We start from the raw sequence: 18,562 nt of genomic DNA, 5'->3' as shown, positions 1-18,562 counted from the left end.
CTGAGAAGGCCCCCCCTCCCTCTCCACTGCAGGTGGAGAGGGAGGGGGGGCGGGGGGAGGGTGAGGACCAGCACGCCTGGCGGGTAGAGGGGGACGGGGAAACCAGGTTTCCCGATTCAGCGCCGCTCCTCATCGGAAGCTTCGGCGACGGGGCGACCAAGGAGGGCGGCGACGCTCTCGGCGGTGAGTTGCAGGGCGATGCGCCCATCGCTGATCAGCCGATCCAGGATCGTCGGGTCGCGTTCTTCGGTGGGCAGGGCCATCACGAAGTGATTGAGCGCCTCGCTGCGCTCGGCGAGCAGATCGGCCCAGGTGGCCTGGGGGTTGGCGCGGCGCAGATCGGCGAGGTGCAGTTCAGCGAATTCGAGCAATTTCGCGGCGGTGTCCTCGGTAAGCTGGGCGGCGGCCCCGGCGAGATAGTACGTGGGCGCGGCCGCCCCCGGGGCGGTATCCGCCGGCACGAGGTGGCCGACGATCACCTCCCCCGTCGCCAGGCGCTTTGAGGCATGGTAGTCGGCGAGAGCGCGCCGCTCGCCGGTGAGCAGGTCGCGCAGGGTCAGACCCTGGCCCTTCTTCACCTCCTCCACCACATAGGCGCCCAGCCGCACCGCGCGCCACGCATCCAGCAACCGCCGCTCATACGGATTGGAGGTAAAATCTTCCTGCCCGGCCAGACGCTCCACCAGGGTTTGCCCATCTTCGTCGCGCGCGTCGAAGGCGAACCACGTGAGGAAGCGTTCCGCGCCGCGATCCTCCAACTGGTCCAGCTCGGGCATCTGTTCCACAGCATACTTGCCCTGCCAGAAGCGCGCGAATGCGGCGGGAAAGGACTCAGGAACGCTCCGGGCGGCCTCGATGATCTTTGGCAGCAGGGTGTCCTGAGCCTCGCGCAACAGCAGTTGCTCGGAGCGGGCGGCCTGTTCGAGGGGGAGATGGCAGTCCTTATACTTTCGGCCACTTCCGCAGGGGCAGGGGTCGTTGCGGCCGGGCTTGCGCTGCTTCTCCGCGGGCTTCGCCATACGAACCTCACTGATGGAGAATGGAGATGAACCGAATCACGGCGCGACGGCGAAGATTGTACCATGTCGCTCGTACCAGATGCGGCCATTCCGTCTCCCTGCCGGCGCGGGGAGAGCGTCTGGCGCGCTGCGCCCGGGCGGAGGAGGGAGGGGAAACCACGCCTCCCCGCGCCCCCGCCTGAAGCAGAAGCCCGAAATGACGCTCACTCCTTGTCCGCGGTTCTCATTAGCGCCCATATACACCAATCCAAAATCCGAAATGACTCCAGTTCATCTCTCGCTGATCTGCACGGTGCGCGATGAAGCCGAGAGCGTTGGCGCGCTGCTCGAGTCTATGCTGGCGCAGACGCGCCTGCCCGATGAAATCGTGGTGAACGACTGTCTGAGCCGGGACGCGACGCCGGCGATCGTGCAAGCCTACGCTGCCCGCGAGCCGCGCATCCGGCTGGTGGCGGGCGGGCATAACATCCCCTCGGGGCGCAACCATGCCATTCGCGCCGCGCGAGGCAGAATCATCGCCTGTACCGACGCCGGGCTGACCCTGGATCGTGACTGGCTCGCGGCCCTGGTCGCGCCAATCGAGGCAGGCGAGGCCGACCTGACGGGGGGCTTCTACGCGCCGGACCCGCGCTCGCTGTTCGAACTGGCGCTAGCGTGGACCAACTATCGCACCCTGGAGGAGATCGATCCGGCGCGCTTTTTGCCCTTCGGCAACTGCATGGCGTTTCGGCGGGAGGTGTGGGAGGCGATTGGCGGCTTCCCGGAATGGCTGAGCCATAGCGAGGATCTCTACTTCGACCTGGAGGCGGAACGGCGCGGCTTTCGGCGCGCATTTGCGCCCGCGGCAGTCGTGCATTTCCGGCCCCGTTCCTCACTGCGGGCCTTTGCGCGGCAGTACTACCTCTACGCGCGCGGCGACGGGGTAGGCGGGCTGTGGGCGCGTCGCCACGTGACGCGCTATAGCGCCTACGCGGCATTGCTGGCGCTCCTGGCGGCCGCGGCGCGCTGGCCCGCGGCCCGCCTCCCCGTGACCACGCTCATCGGCCTGGGGGCGGCAGCCTATACGCGCGGACCCTATCGCCGGCTCTGGCCGCATCTGGCCGGAAGGCCGCTGCGGGAACGGGCCGCGGCGCTGGCGCTCGTGCCCGTCATTCGTCTGGTCGGCGACCTGGCGAAGATGGCGGGCTATCCAGCGGGATTGGCGCAGCGGCGGCGCGCCCGTGGGAGGTGAAATCAGCGTCTCAGGCGGAGACAGGAACGGCCCGGCCCTGGCTGGCGTAGTACTCGCGGCAATACTCCTCAAGGGTCTGCATCTGGCCCAGACGCAGGATGCGGCTGGTCTCGCGCATATCGCAACTCATCTCATCGTAGCTGAACTCGAGGAGCTCCATGATCCCCGGCGCCGAGGGATTGAAGGGCTTGAGGACGAAGCCAAGGGTTTTAATCATCCAGACGGGCACGTGGATCACGCGAATAGGGCGCCCCCACACCCGCGACCAGGTGGCGACGATGTCCTCAAAGGTGGCATGTTCCGGGCCGCCGAGTTCAAAGATGCGGTTGATCGCCTCAGGGTTATCCAGCGCGTTCACGAAGGCGCGGGCCACGTCCACCATCGCCAGCATCTGGGTGCGCTTGCCGGGCGCGCCGATTACGGGGAAGAAGCCGAAACGCTTCACGATTGGCTCGCCGCGCTGCACGATCTCATAGAACAGCCCGCAGGGGCGAAAGATGGTATAGGGAACGCCGCTGCGCTGGATCTCCTCTTCAGCCATCAGCTTGGCCCAGACAAACTTATAGCCGACAGGGTTGCGTGGAAAGAGCGTGCTGGTAAAAAGAAACTGCCGCACCGTCCCGGCGCGTTCGGCGGCCCGCAGCAGATTGATCGGCCCCTGATATTCGGCCATCCGGCGCGACTCATCGCGCCGGTCGGCGCCGGCGCTGGTGGCGCAGATCACATGGGTCGCGCCGCGGCAGCCGATCTCCAGGCTGCCGGGGTCACGGATGTCGCCGCCGATCAGCTCGGCGCCGAGGGCGCGCAGCGGCTCGGCCTTGGCGACCGAGCCGGGCCGCACCAGCACCCGCACCGGACGCCCCTGCTCGCGCAGCATGCGCACCAGCGTTTGCCCCAGGGTTCCTGTTCCGCCGACGATGAAGATCATGACGGCCTCCTCTGATGAAAACAGTAGCCGATAGCCGATAGTCGATAGCCAATAGCCTGCTACCGGGGGATGGTGGATGTCGGATGTTGGATTTTCGTTTATGGCGTCCTTCGCAGGACCAGGGGATGCATCCGGGCAGGGTTCCAACAGAAAGGGCGGAGCGCTCCCGGCCTGGCGCCGGATGTCACGCTCGGAACGCCACCCCGGACGTGGTTCCAACAGAAAGGGCGGAGCGCTCCCGGCCTGGCGCACCGGCGCCAGTATAGCATATTTCCTCTGTCGTTTCTTGCATATATGTATGGACATATAGAGAATGAGTCTGTATAATGGGCACACCTGGTCCAGGCCCATTCGTCTCGCGCAGGCGGGGCGATTAGCTGGGGAGGAGTGTGCTGATGCCCTACCGGATCACCCGTCATAGCGAGGACCTCATCTGGGTCGTCGTCGAAGGCCATATGGCCGCGGATCAGGCGAACGCCTACTTCAACGAGTTGTGGACGCTGTTCGACACGTGCACGCAGCCGACCGATCTGCTGGTTGATGGCCGGCGGATCAGCGGGGCCAGCCCCTCGGCGCGTCGGCGAATGGAGCAAGTCGCGCACCATCCCCGGCTGGGGCACCTGGCCTTCGTCGTGAGCGAGCACCACCTGTTGCTCTTCGCGCCGCTGGTGAAGCTGGTCAGTGGAATCGGGCTATTTGGCAACGAGGTCGAGGCCCTCGATTACCTGCGTTCGTCGCGCGGGCTGCCGCCGGTGATTGACCTGGCCATGCCCGGCCTGCCGCCGCTCTCTGAGGAAGCCCGGCCGGCTGACCAGCGCGCCAGCGCGCCGTCTGCCGACACCCGACGCCCGCCGGTGTACACGATGCCCCATGCGCGGGCGGAACGGCGCCAGATGCCGGGGTTGTTTGCCGGGTTGAGCAACATGCTTGACGGATGGGCCAGTAATGTCCGCGACCTTTCCCGGCAGATCAAGGGCGATTGAGGCCGGTTTAGCGCCGGATCGTTTTCTCCAGGATCATGTACGCGCCCTCGGAGCGCACCGGGGTAAACCCGCAGGTGTAGCGGTAGAAGCGCTGCGTATTGCTCGACCACCCCGGGGCCGCGACGAGCCAGCGGGCAGTGTCCTCGCAGCGCTCCTCCAGGAAGCGCCAGACGTAGGCGCCGATGCCATACCCCTGGTATTCGGGTGTAACGAACAGCAACCCCAGCACGCTGGTACGGTCGGGGTAGTGCCAGATCACCGCCGCCCCGACCAGAGTATTCCCCACTGCCACGCTGAAGCGCTCCGCGTCAATGCAGCCAGGCGGCCACTTCTGGAACAGGTCGTCGGTATAGTAACACTGGAGCAACTCGGGGCTCACCTCGTCAAAGGATGGCACGTCCGCATCGAAGGTCGCGGCCATCAACCGCGTCAGGTGCGGAATATCGGCCGGGTCCAGCGGCGCGAGGTGCACGTCCTCGGGCGTATTCATGATCATTTCTCTCTTAACACGCGGCTGCGCCACACAGAACCGGTGCGAACATGGGGGAAACCGGACTTCCCCAGCCTCTTGCTGGCGGGTGGACGCAATCGGCAAGAACGCGCCCACCTGGGAAACCAGGTTGCCTCGTATCCTGAGACCGGTTGTAAGGAGGAAAGAGGAAACCCGGTTTCCTCTTCTAGCCTACCGGATCAGCATTACACCACGCGTACAAACTTGCGCCGGCCAACCTGCACGACCGCATTGGCGCCGGGCTGGAGCACCCGGTCATAGCCCTCAATGCGCTCGCCATTCACCCTGACGCCGCCACCGTCAATCAGACGTCGCGCCTCGCTCTTCGAGGCTGCCAGCCCGGCGGCGACCATCAGATCAACAAGCGGGGTCGGGGCGAGCAGCGGGTGCTCAGGCATCTCCGCGGGTGCTTCGCGCTGCACGAACTGCCGGACGAAGGCCGCCTCGGCCTCCTGGGCCGCGGCGGGGCCATGGAACTGGGCGACGATCTCATACGCGATGCGCGCCTTCAGATCGCGCGGATTGGCCAGGCCTTCCGCCAGGGCCTGGCGCATCTCGGCCAGTTCCGTTAGCGGCACATCGGTGAAGACCTCAAAGTACAGAGGGAGCACCGCATCGGACATTGACATGACCCGGCCGTACATCTCGGCGGGCGGCGTGCGAATGTCAATCGTGTTGAGGAAGGTCTTGCTCATCTTGCGCCCGTCGGTGCCGGGGATGAGCGGAACGAGAACCACCTGCTGCGGACGCATGCCGAGCTGGGCCATCAACTCGCGCCCGGCCAGAATATTAAACTTCTGATCAGTGCCGCCAAACTCCACATCGGCGCGGATCGCCACCGAGTCGTAGCCCTGAAGCATCGGGTACATCAACTCCAGGATGGTCAGACCCGCCCCGGACTCATAGCGGCGGCGGAAGGTCTCGTGGGCGAGCATCTGCGCCAGGGTGAAGCGCCCGGCCAGGTCGAGGGCGTGCTCCAGGGTGAAGCTCCCGAACCACTCGCTCTGCCAGCGCACCTCGGTGCGCTGCCGATCAACCACACGGAAGAACTGCTCCATGTAGGTCTCGGCATTAGCGCGCACCTCGGCGGCGCTGAGACGCGGGCGGGTCTCATCACGGCCTGACGGATCACCGATCTGTGCGGTCCAGTCGCCGATGATGAGCACCACCTGATGCCCAAGTTCCTGGAACTGCCGGAGCTTGCGCAAGCCAACGGCATGGCCGATGTGCATGTCGGGCTTTGTCGGATCAAAGCCCTGCTTGAGGCGCAAGGGCACGCCTTCGGCGAGGCGCTGACGCAGTTCCGACTCAACGATGACCTCGGCGACCCCGCGGGTCAGCAGTTCATCAATGTTCATACGGTATGAAGAGAGCGTGGACGCGGGGTCCACGCTTTCCGAGCTGGCTGCTTGCGCTTCTTTGGCGTATGGTAGCACGAGTCAGATGGTTCGGCAACCGTATTGCGGCGCAACCCGGAGAGTTGCACCCACGGGCGCTAAGCGCCGCTGACGGGGATCAGCGCGCGCCGCTGGAGGGTGATGAGATAATCGGCGTAGCGCCCGGCGGTTGCGCCTTCGGGGCCGGGGAGGAGGTCGCGCAGGGTGGCCGCGTACCGAGAAAGGCGGGCGAGGATCTGCGTGGGCGCGACGCCATCGTGGGGTTGCCGTTCGTTGACCCAGGCCACCTGAGCGTCAAGGGGCGCGGGAGTGCCAGCGGCGATAGCTGCGGCGAGCATACGGGTGGTGATGTGGAAACCGGCGCGGATGACATCTTCATCGCTGTCGCCATCGGCCAGGCAACGCGCCGTGGCCGCAGCCACGATGCGTTCGCGCAGCCGTTCGAGGGTAAGCGCCGTGGTGTCGGGCGACAGAGGCGCGGGTGGAGGCGAGGCGCTGGTCAGCACCTCCTCGGCCACCCGCAGGGCCGCCGCCGCATCGGCGCCGCTGCCGCGCACGTTGAGCGCCGGGGCCAGTTCGGGCTGCTCGGTGAAGGGCATGCCGCCGGCAATCACCGGAATCCCGGCCAGACCGGCGGCGTCGAGGGCGCGCACCAGTTCCTGCACCCGCGGCAGGTTGAAGAGCATCTGCGCGGAGACGCCTACCAGGTCGGCCTGGCTGTCGCGGACCATCGCCACCAGGTCGCGCACAGGTACGGCAGCCCCGAGGTAGTGAACCGTCCAGCCCTCGGCTTCAAAGAAATCGGCGACCATGCGCGCGCCGACGCGGTGCCACTCGTCGGGCACGCAGCCAATGACTACGGTGCGCCCGCGTTGCTGCCGGGGGCGAAAGAGGGGATGCAGCTCGCCCATCTGCCGCTCGATGATCGCCGTGGCCAGGTGCTCCTGGGCGACGCTCACGCGGTTGCGCTGCCAGAGCCGCCCGATGGCGTAGGCCGTGGGCTGGAAGAGGTCGAGGTAAACGCGCTGCGGCGTAAAGCCAGCGTCGAGGGCGCGTTGAACTACCCTGTCGGCGGCGCGACCACTCCCCGCCAGCAGCGCGTTGAGATAGTCACGCTGCAGTTCCTCGGTGGATGCTGCGCTGCTCATAGCTTGCCTTTTCCGTTCAGCCGCCTGGCGCCTCGCCACAGTATAGCCGATCATCGGCGCTTCGCGCGTCGTGGAGTTGCAATTCTGGCGGAAGGGAGGTTTACTCTTTGCCTTTCACCTTTCTATACAGGTTCAAGGCCATGGCCCGGCGCGTCTGGTGATCAACAATCGGCAGCGGGTAGTCGCGTCCGAGGCGTACGCCGGCGCGGATCTGCTCCGCGGGGGGCAGCAGGTGGGGCGTGTGAATGTACCTGACGGGCACGGCGGCCAGTTCGGGCACGTAGCGGCGCACGTAGGCCCCCTCGGGGTCGAACTTCTGCCCCTGGCTGACCGGGTTGAAGATGCGGAAGTAGGGCTGGGCATCGGTGCCGGTGCCCGCGGCCCACTGCCAGCCCCCGTTGTTGGCCGCCGGGTCGCCGTCGAGCAACAGGCGCATAAAGTGGCGCTCGCCCTCGCGCCAGTCTACCAGCAGGTCCTTGGTGAGAAAGGAGGCGACGATCATGCGCGCGCGGTTGTGCATCCAGCCCTCCTGGCGCAACTGACGCATGGCCGCGTCCACGATGGGGTAGCCGGTGCGGCCCTCCTGCCAGGCGGCGAGCAGGGCCGGGTCGTTCTCCCACTCCAGGGCGTCGTACTCGCGCTTGAAGGCGCCGCGCAGCGCATGCGGAAAGTGGTACAGCACCTGCACGTAGAAATCGCGCCACGCCAGTTCGCCGATCCAGCTTTCGAGCGAGTCGCGGGCCGCAGGCGTGAGCGCCGCCGCCCCCTCAAGGTCGAGCGCCGCGCGCAGGGCGGTGCGGATGCCGAGGACCCCCAGGCGCAGATACGGCGACAGGCGGGAGGTGCCGTCAATGCCCGGATAGTTGCGTTGTTCGGCGTAGGAAGTGATGCCCGGCTGGCGCCGGAGGTCCGCGAACGCGGCCAGACGTTCCAGGGCCGCCGCTTCGCCCGCGGGAGGCAGCGGCAGGTCATAGCGCAGCCCCAGGTCCGCCAGGGCGGGAATGGGGAGACTGGCGGGCCATGGCTCGCCGGGGATCAGGTCTGGCGGAGGATAGGTGCGGCAGCCCTCGGCCGCCAGGCGCTGGCGCCAGCGGCGCGCGTAGGGCGTGTAGACGCTGTAGGGCGTCCCCGCGTCCGTCTGCACCTCGTCCATCTCGAAGATTACGGCGTCTTTGAAGCTGTGCGCGGCCAGGCCGCTCGCTCGGAGGGCCTGTTTGACGGCAGTGTCGCGCCGGATGGCATAAGGGGTGTAGTCGCGGTTCCAGTACACCCCGGCGGCGCCGCTCTCGCGGGCCAGCGCGAGCAGCTCCCGCAGCGGATCGCCGCGGCGCACGATGAGGCGCAGGCCCCGGGCGCGCAACGCGGCGTCGAGGGTGCGCAGGTTCTCGAGCAGCCAGGCGGTGCGCCCGGGGCTGGCGAAGCGCCCGAAGAGGATGGCCTCGTCGAGGATAAAGACCGGGAGCACCGCGCCGCCGCTGGCGCGGGCCGCGGCCGTCAGGGCGGCGTTGTCGCCGAGGCGCAGATCGCGGCGAAACCAGTGGATGATGCGAGGCATACTCTGTTCCCGTGCGGCGCCCGCGACCTGTTAGCGCAACCCTCAGGGTTGCGCTACGGGTTGCGCCACGGCGTATAATAGGAGGCGTCCTGCCACAGAAGGGAGCCGCAGCATGGCGACACATTCACCTGAGGTGCGCGCCTTAGCCAGACGCACCGCGATCCTTGTAGCGGGCGATGTCCTCGCCCTGCTGCTTTTCGCAGCGATTGGGCGGCGCAGCCACGGCGAAGCGGCGGGTCCAGGGGCCATCCTGGAGGTGGCGCGCACGGCCGCGCCTTTCATCCTCGGCTGGCTGATCGCCGCGACCCTGGCCGGGGCCTACACTCCGGCTCGCACGCGAGGGCCGGGCGCCATGGCGCTCGCCACGCTGATTGGCTGGACGGGCGGGTTGCTCCTCGGCGCGGTCTTCCGCGCGCTGATGATCGGGCGCTTCAGCCCCATGTCATTTTACGTCATTACGTTTCTCGTAGCGCTGGCGATCCTGGGCGGCTGGCGCGGCGTCTTTGCTGTTGTTGAGCAGCGCCGGGCGACGTAAGGACCGGCGAGGAAAGGGCGGCGACACTGTATCTCCCCTTTGCGCTGGCCCGCCGGAGAGATACATCTGGGAGGGCGCCGCCCTCCCAGGAAGATTGATGTGTTCCCGTGTTGTGTGGGAAAGCTGCGCGAGAAGCGGCATGACCAGAGCGCAACCGGCCTGGCCCGCGCGCATCAACGGATGGTCGCCACGGCCTCGAACACCTGTCGCCCGTCAACAAACACCCGCGCCGTATAATTGCCGGTGGGCAAGGCGACCCGTCCGCTATCGCATGTAAAAGCGGTCGTGAGGCAATAGGCGGTGGTGAAGCGGAAGTCGTTGCCCGTGACGGTCCGGCTGCTGCCCGTGAGCGTCTGGCCGTCAGGGAAGGTGAAGTCGAGCCGCGCCAGGCGCCCGGCGTACCCCTGCAACTGCACCAACACATAGAGCAGATCAATCCCGCTGGCAAATTCGGTTCCGGGGTCAATCAGTTCACCGGTGTCCCGGTTAAAATTGGCGGCAAAGGTTACGCTGACGACGGGCGGGCGACCGAGGAACGGCAGGTAGACCGGCGTTGAGTTGCCCTGGGAACGGGCAGGAGCGATGAAGGCCATGGGCAGCAGAAGCAGCAGCAGCGCACTGAGGCGCCGGTAACGCGGCATACGGTCCCTTCCTAAGCTCAATGCGGATATCGGCTCTGGATTTGATTATAGCACGGAATCGTGTGCGCGAAGGCGCGGCGCACTCAGTCCACCCGGGCCGGGGTGCGGTGGAGAGGCCGCAGGCCCGCGGCCAGTTGCTCATCCGTGGGCATGGCTGACTCGGAAGGCTTGTCGGAAGCGGCCAGCAGCAGGGCGCCCCGCTGCGCCAGGTTCCAGCAGAGGTGATAGACGTCGCCGCAGAGGGTCAATCGCCCATCGGCCATGCGCGCGAGCGTAGCCGTCAGTTCGGCCCGGCGAAAGGCTTTGAAGGGCGTTGGATCGCCCCGGGCCGCCAGGGCGCGGAGTTCGGCGTGCAGGGAGGCCAGAGCGGGATGCACGGTCGGCTCGACAAGGGCGAGGAAGGCGGCGAAGTCTCCCAGGCTGCCCTCCTCGAAGCGGGCGCGCACCTCGTCCAGGGACATGGCGCCTGTCGTGATCAACAGGGCCGTGGCCACGACGTAGTCCTGGTTGTCAAGGGTGAACGGATGCCACGCGCGCCGGCACAATTCGGCGTAGGCGCGCCGGAACAGCGCCACGTCGAGATCAGGAACCAGACGCGTGGCGACGGCCAGGGCGCCTTCGGCGCGCGCCTCGTCAATAGCTCCGTCCGAGCGCCCCCGCGGGCCGAGCAGCGTCTTGTCAATGTCAATCAGCACGGCGGTGCGCGCCCAGTCCACCCCGCGCCAGTCCAGCTCGGCGGCCCAGGTGTGGATGAGGCTCCAGCGGGTGGCGGTAGCGGTGTCACCGTACCAGACCAGGCTCTCCGGGGCGACAGGCCGGTCCTCACCAATGAAGGCATACGCGGGAAGCGGGCTGGTTTGGCGGAGATGCTCGGCAAGCAAGCGGTCATTGTCGGTGTCGCCGATGACCGCCAGGGCCGCAAGCGGCCCGCTGCCGCGCGCCGCCTGCAGCGTATCGGCGAGCGCCCGCACGATGCGGGCATAGGCGGCGTCGCGCTTGCGAGGCGGCGGGCCAGCGGCCAGGCCCAGACGCGCACGCAGCTCGTCGAGACGCGGCAATGAGGGGTCGCACGGCTGCAGGTCGCGGTAGATGACGGCGTCCCCGGTCAGGTCGGCAATGGTGGCGTACATAGGTTCGGCAGGGTCTGGGAGGGCGCAGCCCTCCCAGGACCGTATTAAGATACGCGGATTCGTCCCTCATGACCCTTCCCCGCCCAGGGAGGAAAGCGGGCGTCTCCACCCAGCGGAGGGAAGCTGGGAGGAGGCGAACGCAGGAACCGGCAAGGCTCCTGCGAACCGCGCCTTATCCTAGAAGACCCTGGGCGTACATCAACTCCGCATTCAGCACGGAGCCGCCCGCGGCGCCGCGGATGGTGTTGTGGCTCAGACAGAGCAACTTGTAGTCCAGCACCGGGCACTCGCGGATGCGTCCGACGACTGTGCTCATACCCCGCCCGGCGTCGCGGTCGCGGCGCGGCTGGGGCCGGTCGGGTTCATCGCGCACAATGATTGGCTGCGGCGGGGCCGAGGGCAGGTTGAGTTCCTGCGGCAGCGCCCGGAAATCGCGCAGCGCGGCAATGATCTCATCGAGAGGGGGGCGGCGGGCAAACGCGATGGAGAGACACTCGAGGTGCCCCTCCAGCACCGGCACCCGGTTACAGTGGGCTGAGAAGGTTATCGGCGCCATCTCTACCGCCCCGTCGCGGAGCGTGCCAAGCATTTTCTGCGGCTCGGTCTCGACTTTTGGCTCCTCGCCGCTGATGTAGGGGATGATGTTCTCCATCAGGTCGTAGGAGGGCACCCCCGGGTAGCCTGCGCCGGAGAGCGCCTGCATGCTCACCAGCAGCACCTTCGTCACCCCGAAGGCATCGAGGAGCGGGCGCAGGGTCATGGTCGGGCCGGTCGCGGTGCAGTTCGGATTGGCAATGATCGCCCCCGCCCACCCCCGGCGCCGCCGCTGCACGCTGATCAGTTCCAGATGGTCGGGATTGACTTCGGGGATCAGCAGCGGCACGTCGGGATCCATGCGCAGGTCGGAGGCATTGGTGCAGACCACGTGGCCGGCAGCGGCCAGGCGCTCCTCGATCGGGCGAGCGGTTTTGCCGGGCAGCGCGGAGAAGACCAGCGGGGTGTCCAGCGCCGCGTCTTCGCTCAACACGGGCATGTCCCGCAGCCGCTCGGGAATCGGCGTATCGAGCATCCAGCGCGTGACTTCGGCGTAGGGGCGTCCAGCGCTCCGCTCGCTGCCGGTAAGGGCCGTCACCTCGAACCAGGGGTGTCCGTCGAGCAACTGAATGAATCGCTGGCCGACCGTTCCCGTGGCGCCCAGCACCGCGACGCGAACCTTCATCGTCTGCTTCTCCTTCCTGAAGTGAACACAGGCCATATGCGGGAGGGTCCGGGAGCGTTGCGCCCTCTGATTGGGTCTTCACCCTCTCCCGCCTCGCTATGCTCGGCGCCTCCTCCCGCTCCAACGCAGGCGGGGGGCGGCCTGGGGGAGGGTGAGAACGATCGCCATTACCAGAGGCAGAAAGAGGCGTAGCCCGAACTCGCCGAAGCAAGCGCTCTTCGCATCCCCCACAATCCTGTTACGTCCTTATTTTTCATTATACGTGATGCGCGCGGCGACGAAACGGCAGCCGCGCGCCACCAGGCCGGCATCGCATCAATCCGGCCTCTCGGCCCGGGCTGGATGAATCCGCACTTAAACTGTGGATAACAAATAACCACGGTGTATGAAACATTAAGTAAAACCCCCCTGGCAAGGCGCAGACTGATCGGGTATAATCTTCACCAAGTTGTCACCACTCTGCAATGGTCTTGCACGTTACCTATCCTCCCGGTTAGGTTCTCCCACGGCGCAGGTTCCGCCGGAGCAGACGGCATAACGCCTGCGCGTGCGAAAGGTGTAATTCCGTCGCCCAGCGGTGATCAACGCCGATCCGGACGTGGAAGGAGGCAGGTCGATGATAGACCCAGAGGTTCAACGGCTGTTGGAGCAGGCAATCGACACGCCCGTGAAGCTTCATCTGCTCTTGTTGTTTCATGAGAACCCGCGGATGGAAGCCACGCCCGGGGCTATCACCGACCGACTGTGTCGTGATATCTGGAGCGTTTCGCAGGCTCTGCACGAACTCTATGACGACGGCATCTTGCTGCGGGCCGCCACGGCCCACGGCGAGCCGGTCTATCGCTATGCCCCGCGCGAGGAGCTGGTCGAAGTGATTCGGCGCCTGGTGCGCAACTATGACGATCCTCTGGATCGTGAACAGTTGCAACAGTTCATTCGCCAGCTTGCCAGCTACGCGCCCTACCGCCGCTCGCCGCAGTGGGATGCACAGGTGGCTTGAAGCTGGTTTTCTGCTCTACCTTGCCCCGTGTCTGGTGCAGACACGGGGTTTTTTGCGCCACAGGCTGCTTCCGAGGCATCTAACACTCCTCTAACGCTACAACCTTGACAATTGTCCTGTCAAGTCTCTACAATCGGGAGAAGCAGCCGCGTGCCGCGGCATGGGCATGTTGGTATCTATTTCAGGCCGTGAGAAAGCGATGAAAGACTACTACCAGGTGCTCGGGGTGAGTCGCAATGCCAGCGAACAGGAGATCAAGCAGGCCTACCGCAGGCTTGCGCGCATGTACCACCCCGATATCAACCCTGGCGACAAGAAGGCCGAAGCCCGCTTCAAAGAGATCAACGAAGCCTATGAGGTGCTCTCCGACAAGGAGAAGCGCGAGAAGTACGATCGCTTCGGCAGCGACTGGCGACGCTATGAACAGGCTGGCCCCGGCATTGATTTCAGCAGCGCCGACTTTGCCGACCTGTTTGAAACCCTGTTTGGCGGGCGCGCGGGGCGCGCGGGCGGCTTTAATATGCGTATAGACGGTCAGGATATCGAGCAGCCGGTCGAGATCACCCTCGATGAGGCCTTCACCGGCACCCAGCGCACCCTGCAGTTCTCGAACCCTAACGGTACGCCCCGCACCATCACGGTGAAGATCCCCGCCGGTATTGACAGCGGCAACCGCGTGCGCGTGCCCGGTGAGGGCGCCCCGGGGTTGCATGGCGGCAAACGCGGCGACCTCTACCTGGTCGTCCGGGTACAACCGCATCCGCGCTTTGAACGCAAGGGCGCCGATCTGTATACCCGCGTCGAGGCGCCGCTCTACACCCTGCTGCTTGGCGGCCAGGTGGCCGTGCCCACCCTCGCGGGCAAGACGATCAACCTCAACATCCCCGAACAGACCCAGAATGGGCGCACCTTCCGCCTCAGCGGCCAGGGCATGCCCCGCATGCATCATGCCCATCAGCGCGGCGATCTGTATGTGACCGTCAACGCCGTGCTGCCGACCCGCCTGACCCCGCGCGAACGCGCGCTCTTTGAGGAACTGCGGCGTATCACGGAGGGCCAACTGGTATGAGCAACCCTGAGCGCACCTACACGATTAAAGTGGCGGCGCGACTCACCGGTATGCACGAACAGAGCCTGCGAATGTACGAACGCCGGGGGTTGGTGCGCCCTGCTCGCAGCAAGGGGAACATCCGCCGGTATAGTGACGCCGATGTTGAACAGATCCGTTTCATCAAGCGCCTGGTTGATGACCTGGGGGTGAATCTGGCCGGCGTCGAGGTCATCCTCCAGATGCGCCGCCAGGTGATCGAGTTGCGCCAGGAGCTCGAGCGCCTCCAGAGGTCGTGTGGGGGTGTGGAGGTGTAGAGGTGTGGAGGTGTGGAGGTGTGGAGCTGTCTTCTCACCTCCACACCTCTACACCTCCACATCTCCACCGTCCACTCATCCCGCCCCGGTGATATCCCGGCGAGCCAGCAGGCGCCAGGCGCCATAGCCGAAAAGGGCGCAGTAGGCCGCCACTACCAGCGTGGCCTGGGTGAGCGAGGGCAGCGTCGCCAGGTCCAGCCCGCTCGCCAGCACCGTGGGATCCAGCCCGAACAGCGCCGCATTCTCCACCACCAGGCGGTTGATGTTCGGCTGGAGCATCAGGTTCACGACGAACCGCACTGCGTCGCTGACCAGGCCCAGGGAACTGAGTGAACCGGCGCCCACGTCGAGGGCCAGGAAGACCAGCCCGCCCCCCGCGCCGGCCAGTGCCGAGCGCCCCAGCGCCGCACAGACAAAGGTTGCCAGAACATAGGGCAGGATCACGTACAGGCTGCGTGGAATCCCCACGCCCAGGGCCAGCAGATCGCGCCCGCCGAGGCTTGAGGACAGACCCAGGGCCGCGCTGGCGGCGGCGGCGATGAGGCATCCTACGGCCAGCCCCGCCAGGATGCCGCACACCAGAGCCAGCAAGAGCGCGAGCAGTTTCGCCAGCAGATACAGGCCCCGCGCCGGTGAGCGGATGAGTTGCGCGCGCAGCGTGCCCCAGCCGAAGTCGCTCCCCAGCGCGCCGGCTGCCAGAATCACCGCCAGAATGCCGCCGACGCTGTTCATCTGACCCAGCACCGCCCCGAAGACCCCTGGAAAGCTCAACTGGCGCTCGATCTGCGCCGTCTGCGCGGGGTTTAACACCTCAACCCGCACGCGGCCGCCGCTCAACGCGCCTTCCTGCAGGGCAATCACCAGCGCCCAGAGTCCCAGGTTCAACGTGAGCAGCGCCAGAAAGGCAGCCAGCAGCACCCAGGCGAGCGGGCGCTTCCGCAGCTTCAACCACTCAGCGGCAAACAGGTTGCGTAACATTGCCTATGTATCGCTAGTAACCTCAAGGAAGAACTGCTCCAGGTTGCTCGTATGCACGCCGATCTCGGCCACCAGCACCCCGGCGCGGGTCAGGTAGGTGTTGAGTTCGGCCGCGCGCTCCACGGGCGCGTCCACCAGCAAGGCTCCGTTTTCGCGCTCCACGGCGCGCACCCAGGGAAGCGCCGCCAGCAGCGCGGCGGCCCGATCCGGGTCGCCCTCCACCCGCAGGCGCAGGCCGCGCTCGCGGCGCAGCAAGTCGGCCACTGCGCCCTCGGCCGCCAGCCGGCCCGCCTTCAGAATGGCCACCCGCCCGCAGAGTTGCTCCACCTCTGAGAGGATATGCGAGCACAGGACGATGGTGCGCCCTCCCGCGGCCAGACGGCGGATCAGGGCGCGGATTTCGGCGGTGCCGGCGGGGTCGAGGCCGTTGGTCGGCTCGTCGAGGATGATCAGTTCGGGATCGGGCAACAGCGCTGCGGCGATGGCCAGTCGCTGGCGCATGCCCTGGGAGTAGACCCGCACCCGGTCGCGCGCGCGGTCGGTCAGTTCCACCGCCTGCAAGGCGGCGCCAATGCGCTCCGCAGGCAGCCCGCCCGTATGCGCCAGCACCCGCAGGTTGTCATACCCGCTGAGGTAGGGGTAAAACGCCGGGGTCTCGATCATCGCTCCCACCCGGCGCAGAGCGGACACCGGGTCGGCCTGCACGTCATGCCCCAGCACCAGGGCGCGCCCGGCGCTGGGACGCACCAGGCCTAGCAGCATGGCGATGGTGGTCGTCTTGCCCGCTCCGTTCGGCCCCAGCAGGCCGAAGATCTCCCCCCGCGCCACGCGCAGGCTCAACCCGTCCACGGCCAGGCGTGCGCCGTAGCGCTTGGTGAGGTTCTCGGTCTCGATGGCGCTTTCGGTAGACATAACGTTTTGCGCTGCGTCTCCGGTTCAGATTATAGCATCTGCATGTATCGGTGAAGCGGATTTCCGGGGAGGGTCAGGGCCGATGCGACATCCGGCTCCGGCGGGGAGGTTAGGGCGGCTACGCCGCCTGAGAGATCATGTTTCGTTGGTTTTGGCGGCGTAACCACCAAAACCAACGAAACATATTGGAGTCTGGGGATCGGCAGGGCCAAAGCAGCGGCGCTGCCGCTGCTTTGGCCCTCCTCTACCCAGACGGGTAGGCCCCCCGTCCATCTGGGGTCTCCAGGACTACCTGTTCCAGAGATATACGAAATAGATTTCGTGATATATTTAACGTATCTGGAACGAACCGCTACCGTTCACCAAGGAGATCTGTATGCACGATCGACAGGCCGGATGGCAGGAACGCGCGCTCCTGCCGCTGCTCACCGCGCTCGCCGCTCTCTCCGCGGCGATGTTCGTCGCCCAGGCGTTCAATCCGCAGCCGCAGACCTTCGCCGGACTTACCCTCGACCGCCTGAGCGCCACCATCAGCTTGCTCGTGGCTCTGGTGGGTGTCGTGGTCTACCGCTTCGCCCTGCGCTACCTCGACGGCGAACCGCGGCAGCGGAGCTTCCTCCGCTGGCTGGCCTTCACGGTGCTGGCGGCCTACACGTTCGTCTTCGCCACGCACCTGGTAGTGCTTTTCGTCGCCTGGCTGCTTACCAGCCTTGGCCTGCATCAACTCCTGACCTACTACCGTGACCGGTACGAGGCCTTCCCTCCCGCGCGGAAGAAGTTCCTGATCAGCCGGCTCGGCGATGTGGCCCTTATCGCCGCTATCGCCATCATTTTCTGGCAGTGGGGCACCCTCGACCTGAACGTGTTCCTGGCGCGCCTTAACGACCCGGCGCCATGGCCTATGGCTCTTGATGTGGTCGCCGTGCTCGTAGTGACCGGCGCGCTCACCAAGTCGGCCCAGTTTCCCTTCCATAGCTGGCTCCCTGAGACGATGGAGGCCCCTACGCCCGTGTCGGCGCTGATGCACGCGGGGATCATCAACGGCGGCGGTGTGCTGCTGCTTCACTTCGCGCCGCTGATCGTCCAGTCGCCGCTGGCCCTTCTCAACCTGGTGGTGGTAGGAACGCTCACCGCGGCCCTGGGTATGCTGGCGATGTGGGCCCAGACCAATGTGAAGCGCGTCCTGGCCTGGTCCACCGTTGGTCAGATGGGTTTCATGATGGTGCAGATCGGGCTGGCGGCCTTCCCCGCGGCCATCCTGCACCTGGTGGGGCACGGCTGCTACAAGGCCTGGGCGTTCCTCCGCACCGGCGATTTGCCCCGGCGCACGGCGCCCGCCCCCAAACTGGCCCCCGGCCAGACCGTGCTGCTGGCGGTGATCGGCACGCTGGCGGCCATTCCCGCCCTGGCCCTGGCCAGCATCATCACCGGCTTTGGCCCCTTCCAGTCGCCCGGCAAGCTGGCGCTCTCGGCCATCCTGGCCCTGGCGATCGGGCAGCTCTGGGTGGCCTGCTTCCAGGCCCCGCGCTCTCCCGCTGCCGGCGCTCTCGCGCCGGCCCTGGTAGCCCTGGCCGGAACGCTGGCGGCAGCTATGCTTGCCTTCGGCCTCTACGAAGGGGCGGCGCAGTTCTTCGCCCCGGTGTTTGGCGACCAGCCCGCGCCTGCCGGCCCCCTGGCCTGGATCGCGGCGGTCATCCCGGTGGTAGTCTTCCTCATCCTGGGGATCGTCTACGGCCTGCTGCCGGCTCTGGGCCGGACGGCCGCCGGACGGGCCTTCTACGTCCACGCCCTGCACGGCTTCTACTTCGGCGCTATCGCTGATCGCCTGGTCGAGCGGGTCTGGGGCGCTCCCGCGTTGCCTGACGCCCGGCGCCTGTAATGCCGCGTAGAGCCTGTCACTGGCATTCCGGGAGGGCGCAGCCCGGGGATGTGGGAAACCCCGCGTTCCCCGCGCCGCAGGTGTCCGGACAGGCTCTCACGCATCACTCGTCACGCATCACTTGTCACTTG

The 18,562-nt window shown here is 66.5% G+C and carries 18 protein-coding genes; 7 read left to right on the top strand and 11 right to left on the bottom strand.

What is annotated here, in order from left to right:
- Positions 1 to 116: 116 nt before the first annotated feature.
- Entirely contained in the window at positions 117 to 1,019 is a 903-nt protein-coding gene (locus NZU74_18000) for an SEC-C domain-containing protein (protein MCS6883229.1), read from the bottom strand.
- A 259-nt stretch (positions 1,020 to 1,278) separates the two neighbouring features.
- On the opposite strand from NZU74_18000, the gene NZU74_17995 reads away from it, so the two are divergent.
- Positions 1,279 to 2,250: a glycosyltransferase gene (locus NZU74_17995; protein ID MCS6883228.1), complete on the top strand. Its 972-nt coding sequence runs from the start codon at positions 1,279 to 1,281 to the stop codon at positions 2,248 to 2,250.
- A gap of 10 nt (positions 2,251 to 2,260) precedes the next feature.
- Here NZU74_17995 and NZU74_17990 read toward each other — a convergent pair whose 3' ends face one another.
- The gene (locus tag NZU74_17990; GenBank protein MCS6883227.1) at positions 2,261 to 3,178 is read right to left on the bottom strand and encodes an SDR family oxidoreductase; all 918 of its coding nucleotides are present in this window, start codon (positions 3,176 to 3,178) and stop codon (positions 2,261 to 2,263) included.
- A 395-nt stretch (positions 3,179 to 3,573) separates the two neighbouring features.
- Here NZU74_17990 and NZU74_17985 point away from each other — a divergent pair, with 395 nt between their 5' ends.
- Positions 3,574 to 4,161 (top strand): STAS/SEC14 domain-containing protein, encoded by a 588-nt coding sequence (locus NZU74_17985; GenBank protein ID MCS6883226.1) that lies wholly within the window; start codon positions 3,574 to 3,576, stop codon positions 4,159 to 4,161.
- 7 nt (positions 4,162 to 4,168) lie between these two features.
- Here the strand turns inward: NZU74_17985 and NZU74_17980 are convergent, their stop codons facing one another.
- The 4 genes from NZU74_17980 to NZU74_17965 all read right to left on the bottom strand — a co-directional run bounded on the left by NZU74_17980 (position 4,169) and on the right by NZU74_17965 (position 8,772).
- Positions 4,169 to 4,651, bottom strand: a complete 483-nt coding sequence (locus tag NZU74_17980; GenBank protein MCS6883225.1) for a GNAT family N-acetyltransferase — start codon at positions 4,649 to 4,651, stop codon at positions 4,169 to 4,171.
- 206 nt (positions 4,652 to 4,857) lie between these two features.
- The gene (gene tyrS / locus NZU74_17975; protein MCS6883224.1) at positions 4,858 to 6,030 is read right to left on the bottom strand and encodes a tyrosine--tRNA ligase; all 1,173 of its coding nucleotides are present in this window, start codon (positions 6,028 to 6,030) and stop codon (positions 4,858 to 4,860) included.
- Between the two features lie 137 nt (positions 6,031 to 6,167).
- Entirely contained in the window at positions 6,168 to 7,217 is a 1,050-nt protein-coding gene (locus tag NZU74_17970; GenBank protein ID MCS6883223.1) for a cobalamin-dependent protein, read from the bottom strand.
- Positions 7,218 to 7,317: 100 nt separating this feature from the next.
- On the bottom strand, positions 7,318 to 8,772 hold the full coding sequence (locus NZU74_17965) for a DNA photolyase family protein (protein ID MCS6883222.1): 1,455 nt from the start codon (positions 8,770 to 8,772) through the stop codon (positions 7,318 to 7,320).
- A gap of 112 nt (positions 8,773 to 8,884) precedes the next feature.
- Here NZU74_17965 and NZU74_17960 point away from each other — a divergent pair, with 112 nt between their 5' ends.
- Positions 8,885 to 9,307 (top strand): DUF3054 domain-containing protein, encoded by a 423-nt coding sequence (locus NZU74_17960; GenBank protein MCS6883221.1) that lies wholly within the window; start codon positions 8,885 to 8,887, stop codon positions 9,305 to 9,307.
- 173 nt (positions 9,308 to 9,480) lie between these two features.
- Here the strand turns inward: NZU74_17960 and NZU74_17955 are convergent, their stop codons facing one another.
- The 3 genes from NZU74_17955 to asd all read right to left on the bottom strand — a co-directional run bounded on the left by NZU74_17955 (position 9,481) and on the right by asd (position 12,297).
- Entirely contained in the window at positions 9,481 to 9,948 is a 468-nt protein-coding gene (locus NZU74_17955; protein ID MCS6883220.1) for a hypothetical protein, read from the bottom strand.
- 83 nt (positions 9,949 to 10,031) lie between these two features.
- Positions 10,032 to 11,078 carry a hypothetical protein gene (locus NZU74_17950; protein MCS6883219.1) on the bottom strand — a complete coding sequence of 349 codons (1,047 nt, stop codon included), beginning with the start codon at positions 11,076 to 11,078 and terminating at the stop codon, positions 10,032 to 10,034.
- 172 nt (positions 11,079 to 11,250) lie between these two features.
- Positions 11,251 to 12,297, bottom strand: coding sequence for an aspartate-semialdehyde dehydrogenase (gene asd / locus NZU74_17945; protein ID MCS6883218.1), 1,047 nt, complete (start codon positions 12,295 to 12,297; stop codon positions 11,251 to 11,253).
- A gap of 616 nt (positions 12,298 to 12,913) precedes the next feature.
- Between asd and NZU74_17940 the strand changes: the two genes are divergently transcribed.
- The 3 genes from NZU74_17940 (at position 12,914) to NZU74_17930 (ending at position 14,662) form a co-directional block, all read left to right on the top strand.
- Positions 12,914 to 13,297, top strand: a complete 384-nt coding sequence (locus tag NZU74_17940; protein ID MCS6883217.1) for a hypothetical protein — start codon at positions 12,914 to 12,916, stop codon at positions 13,295 to 13,297.
- A 199-nt stretch (positions 13,298 to 13,496) separates the two neighbouring features.
- The gene (locus NZU74_17935; GenBank protein ID MCS6883216.1) at positions 13,497 to 14,366 is read left to right on the top strand and encodes a J domain-containing protein; all 870 of its coding nucleotides are present in this window, start codon (positions 13,497 to 13,499) and stop codon (positions 14,364 to 14,366) included.
- On the top strand, positions 14,363 to 14,662 hold the full coding sequence (locus NZU74_17930; protein MCS6883215.1) for a helix-turn-helix transcriptional regulator: 300 nt from the start codon (positions 14,363 to 14,365) through the stop codon (positions 14,660 to 14,662). The genes NZU74_17935 and NZU74_17930 overlap by 4 nt, the downstream gene beginning before the upstream one ends.
- A gap of 75 nt (positions 14,663 to 14,737) precedes the next feature.
- Here NZU74_17930 and NZU74_17925 read toward each other — a convergent pair whose 3' ends face one another.
- Both NZU74_17925 and NZU74_17920 read right to left on the bottom strand, forming a co-directional pair.
- Positions 14,738 to 15,640, bottom strand: coding sequence for an ABC transporter permease subunit (locus NZU74_17925; protein MCS6883214.1), 903 nt, complete (start codon positions 15,638 to 15,640; stop codon positions 14,738 to 14,740).
- Positions 15,641 to 15,643: 3 nt separating this feature from the next.
- A complete protein-coding gene (locus NZU74_17920; protein ID MCS6883213.1) occupies positions 15,644 to 16,552 on the bottom strand; it encodes an ABC transporter ATP-binding protein in 909 nt (302 codons plus the stop codon).
- 376 nt (positions 16,553 to 16,928) lie between these two features.
- Between NZU74_17920 and NZU74_17915 the strand changes: the two genes are divergently transcribed.
- Entirely contained in the window at positions 16,929 to 18,431 is a 1,503-nt protein-coding gene (locus tag NZU74_17915) for a hypothetical protein (protein MCS6883212.1), read from the top strand.
- Positions 18,432 to 18,562: the final 131 nt, after the last annotated feature.

The organism is Chloroflexaceae bacterium (assembly GCA_025057155.1).
In the GTDB taxonomy this organism is placed as follows: Bacteria; Chloroflexota; Chloroflexia; order Chloroflexales; family Chloroflexaceae; genus JACAEO01.
Note: the sequence above shows the minus strand (reverse complement) of the source record. Positions and strands in the feature narration are given on the sequence as shown.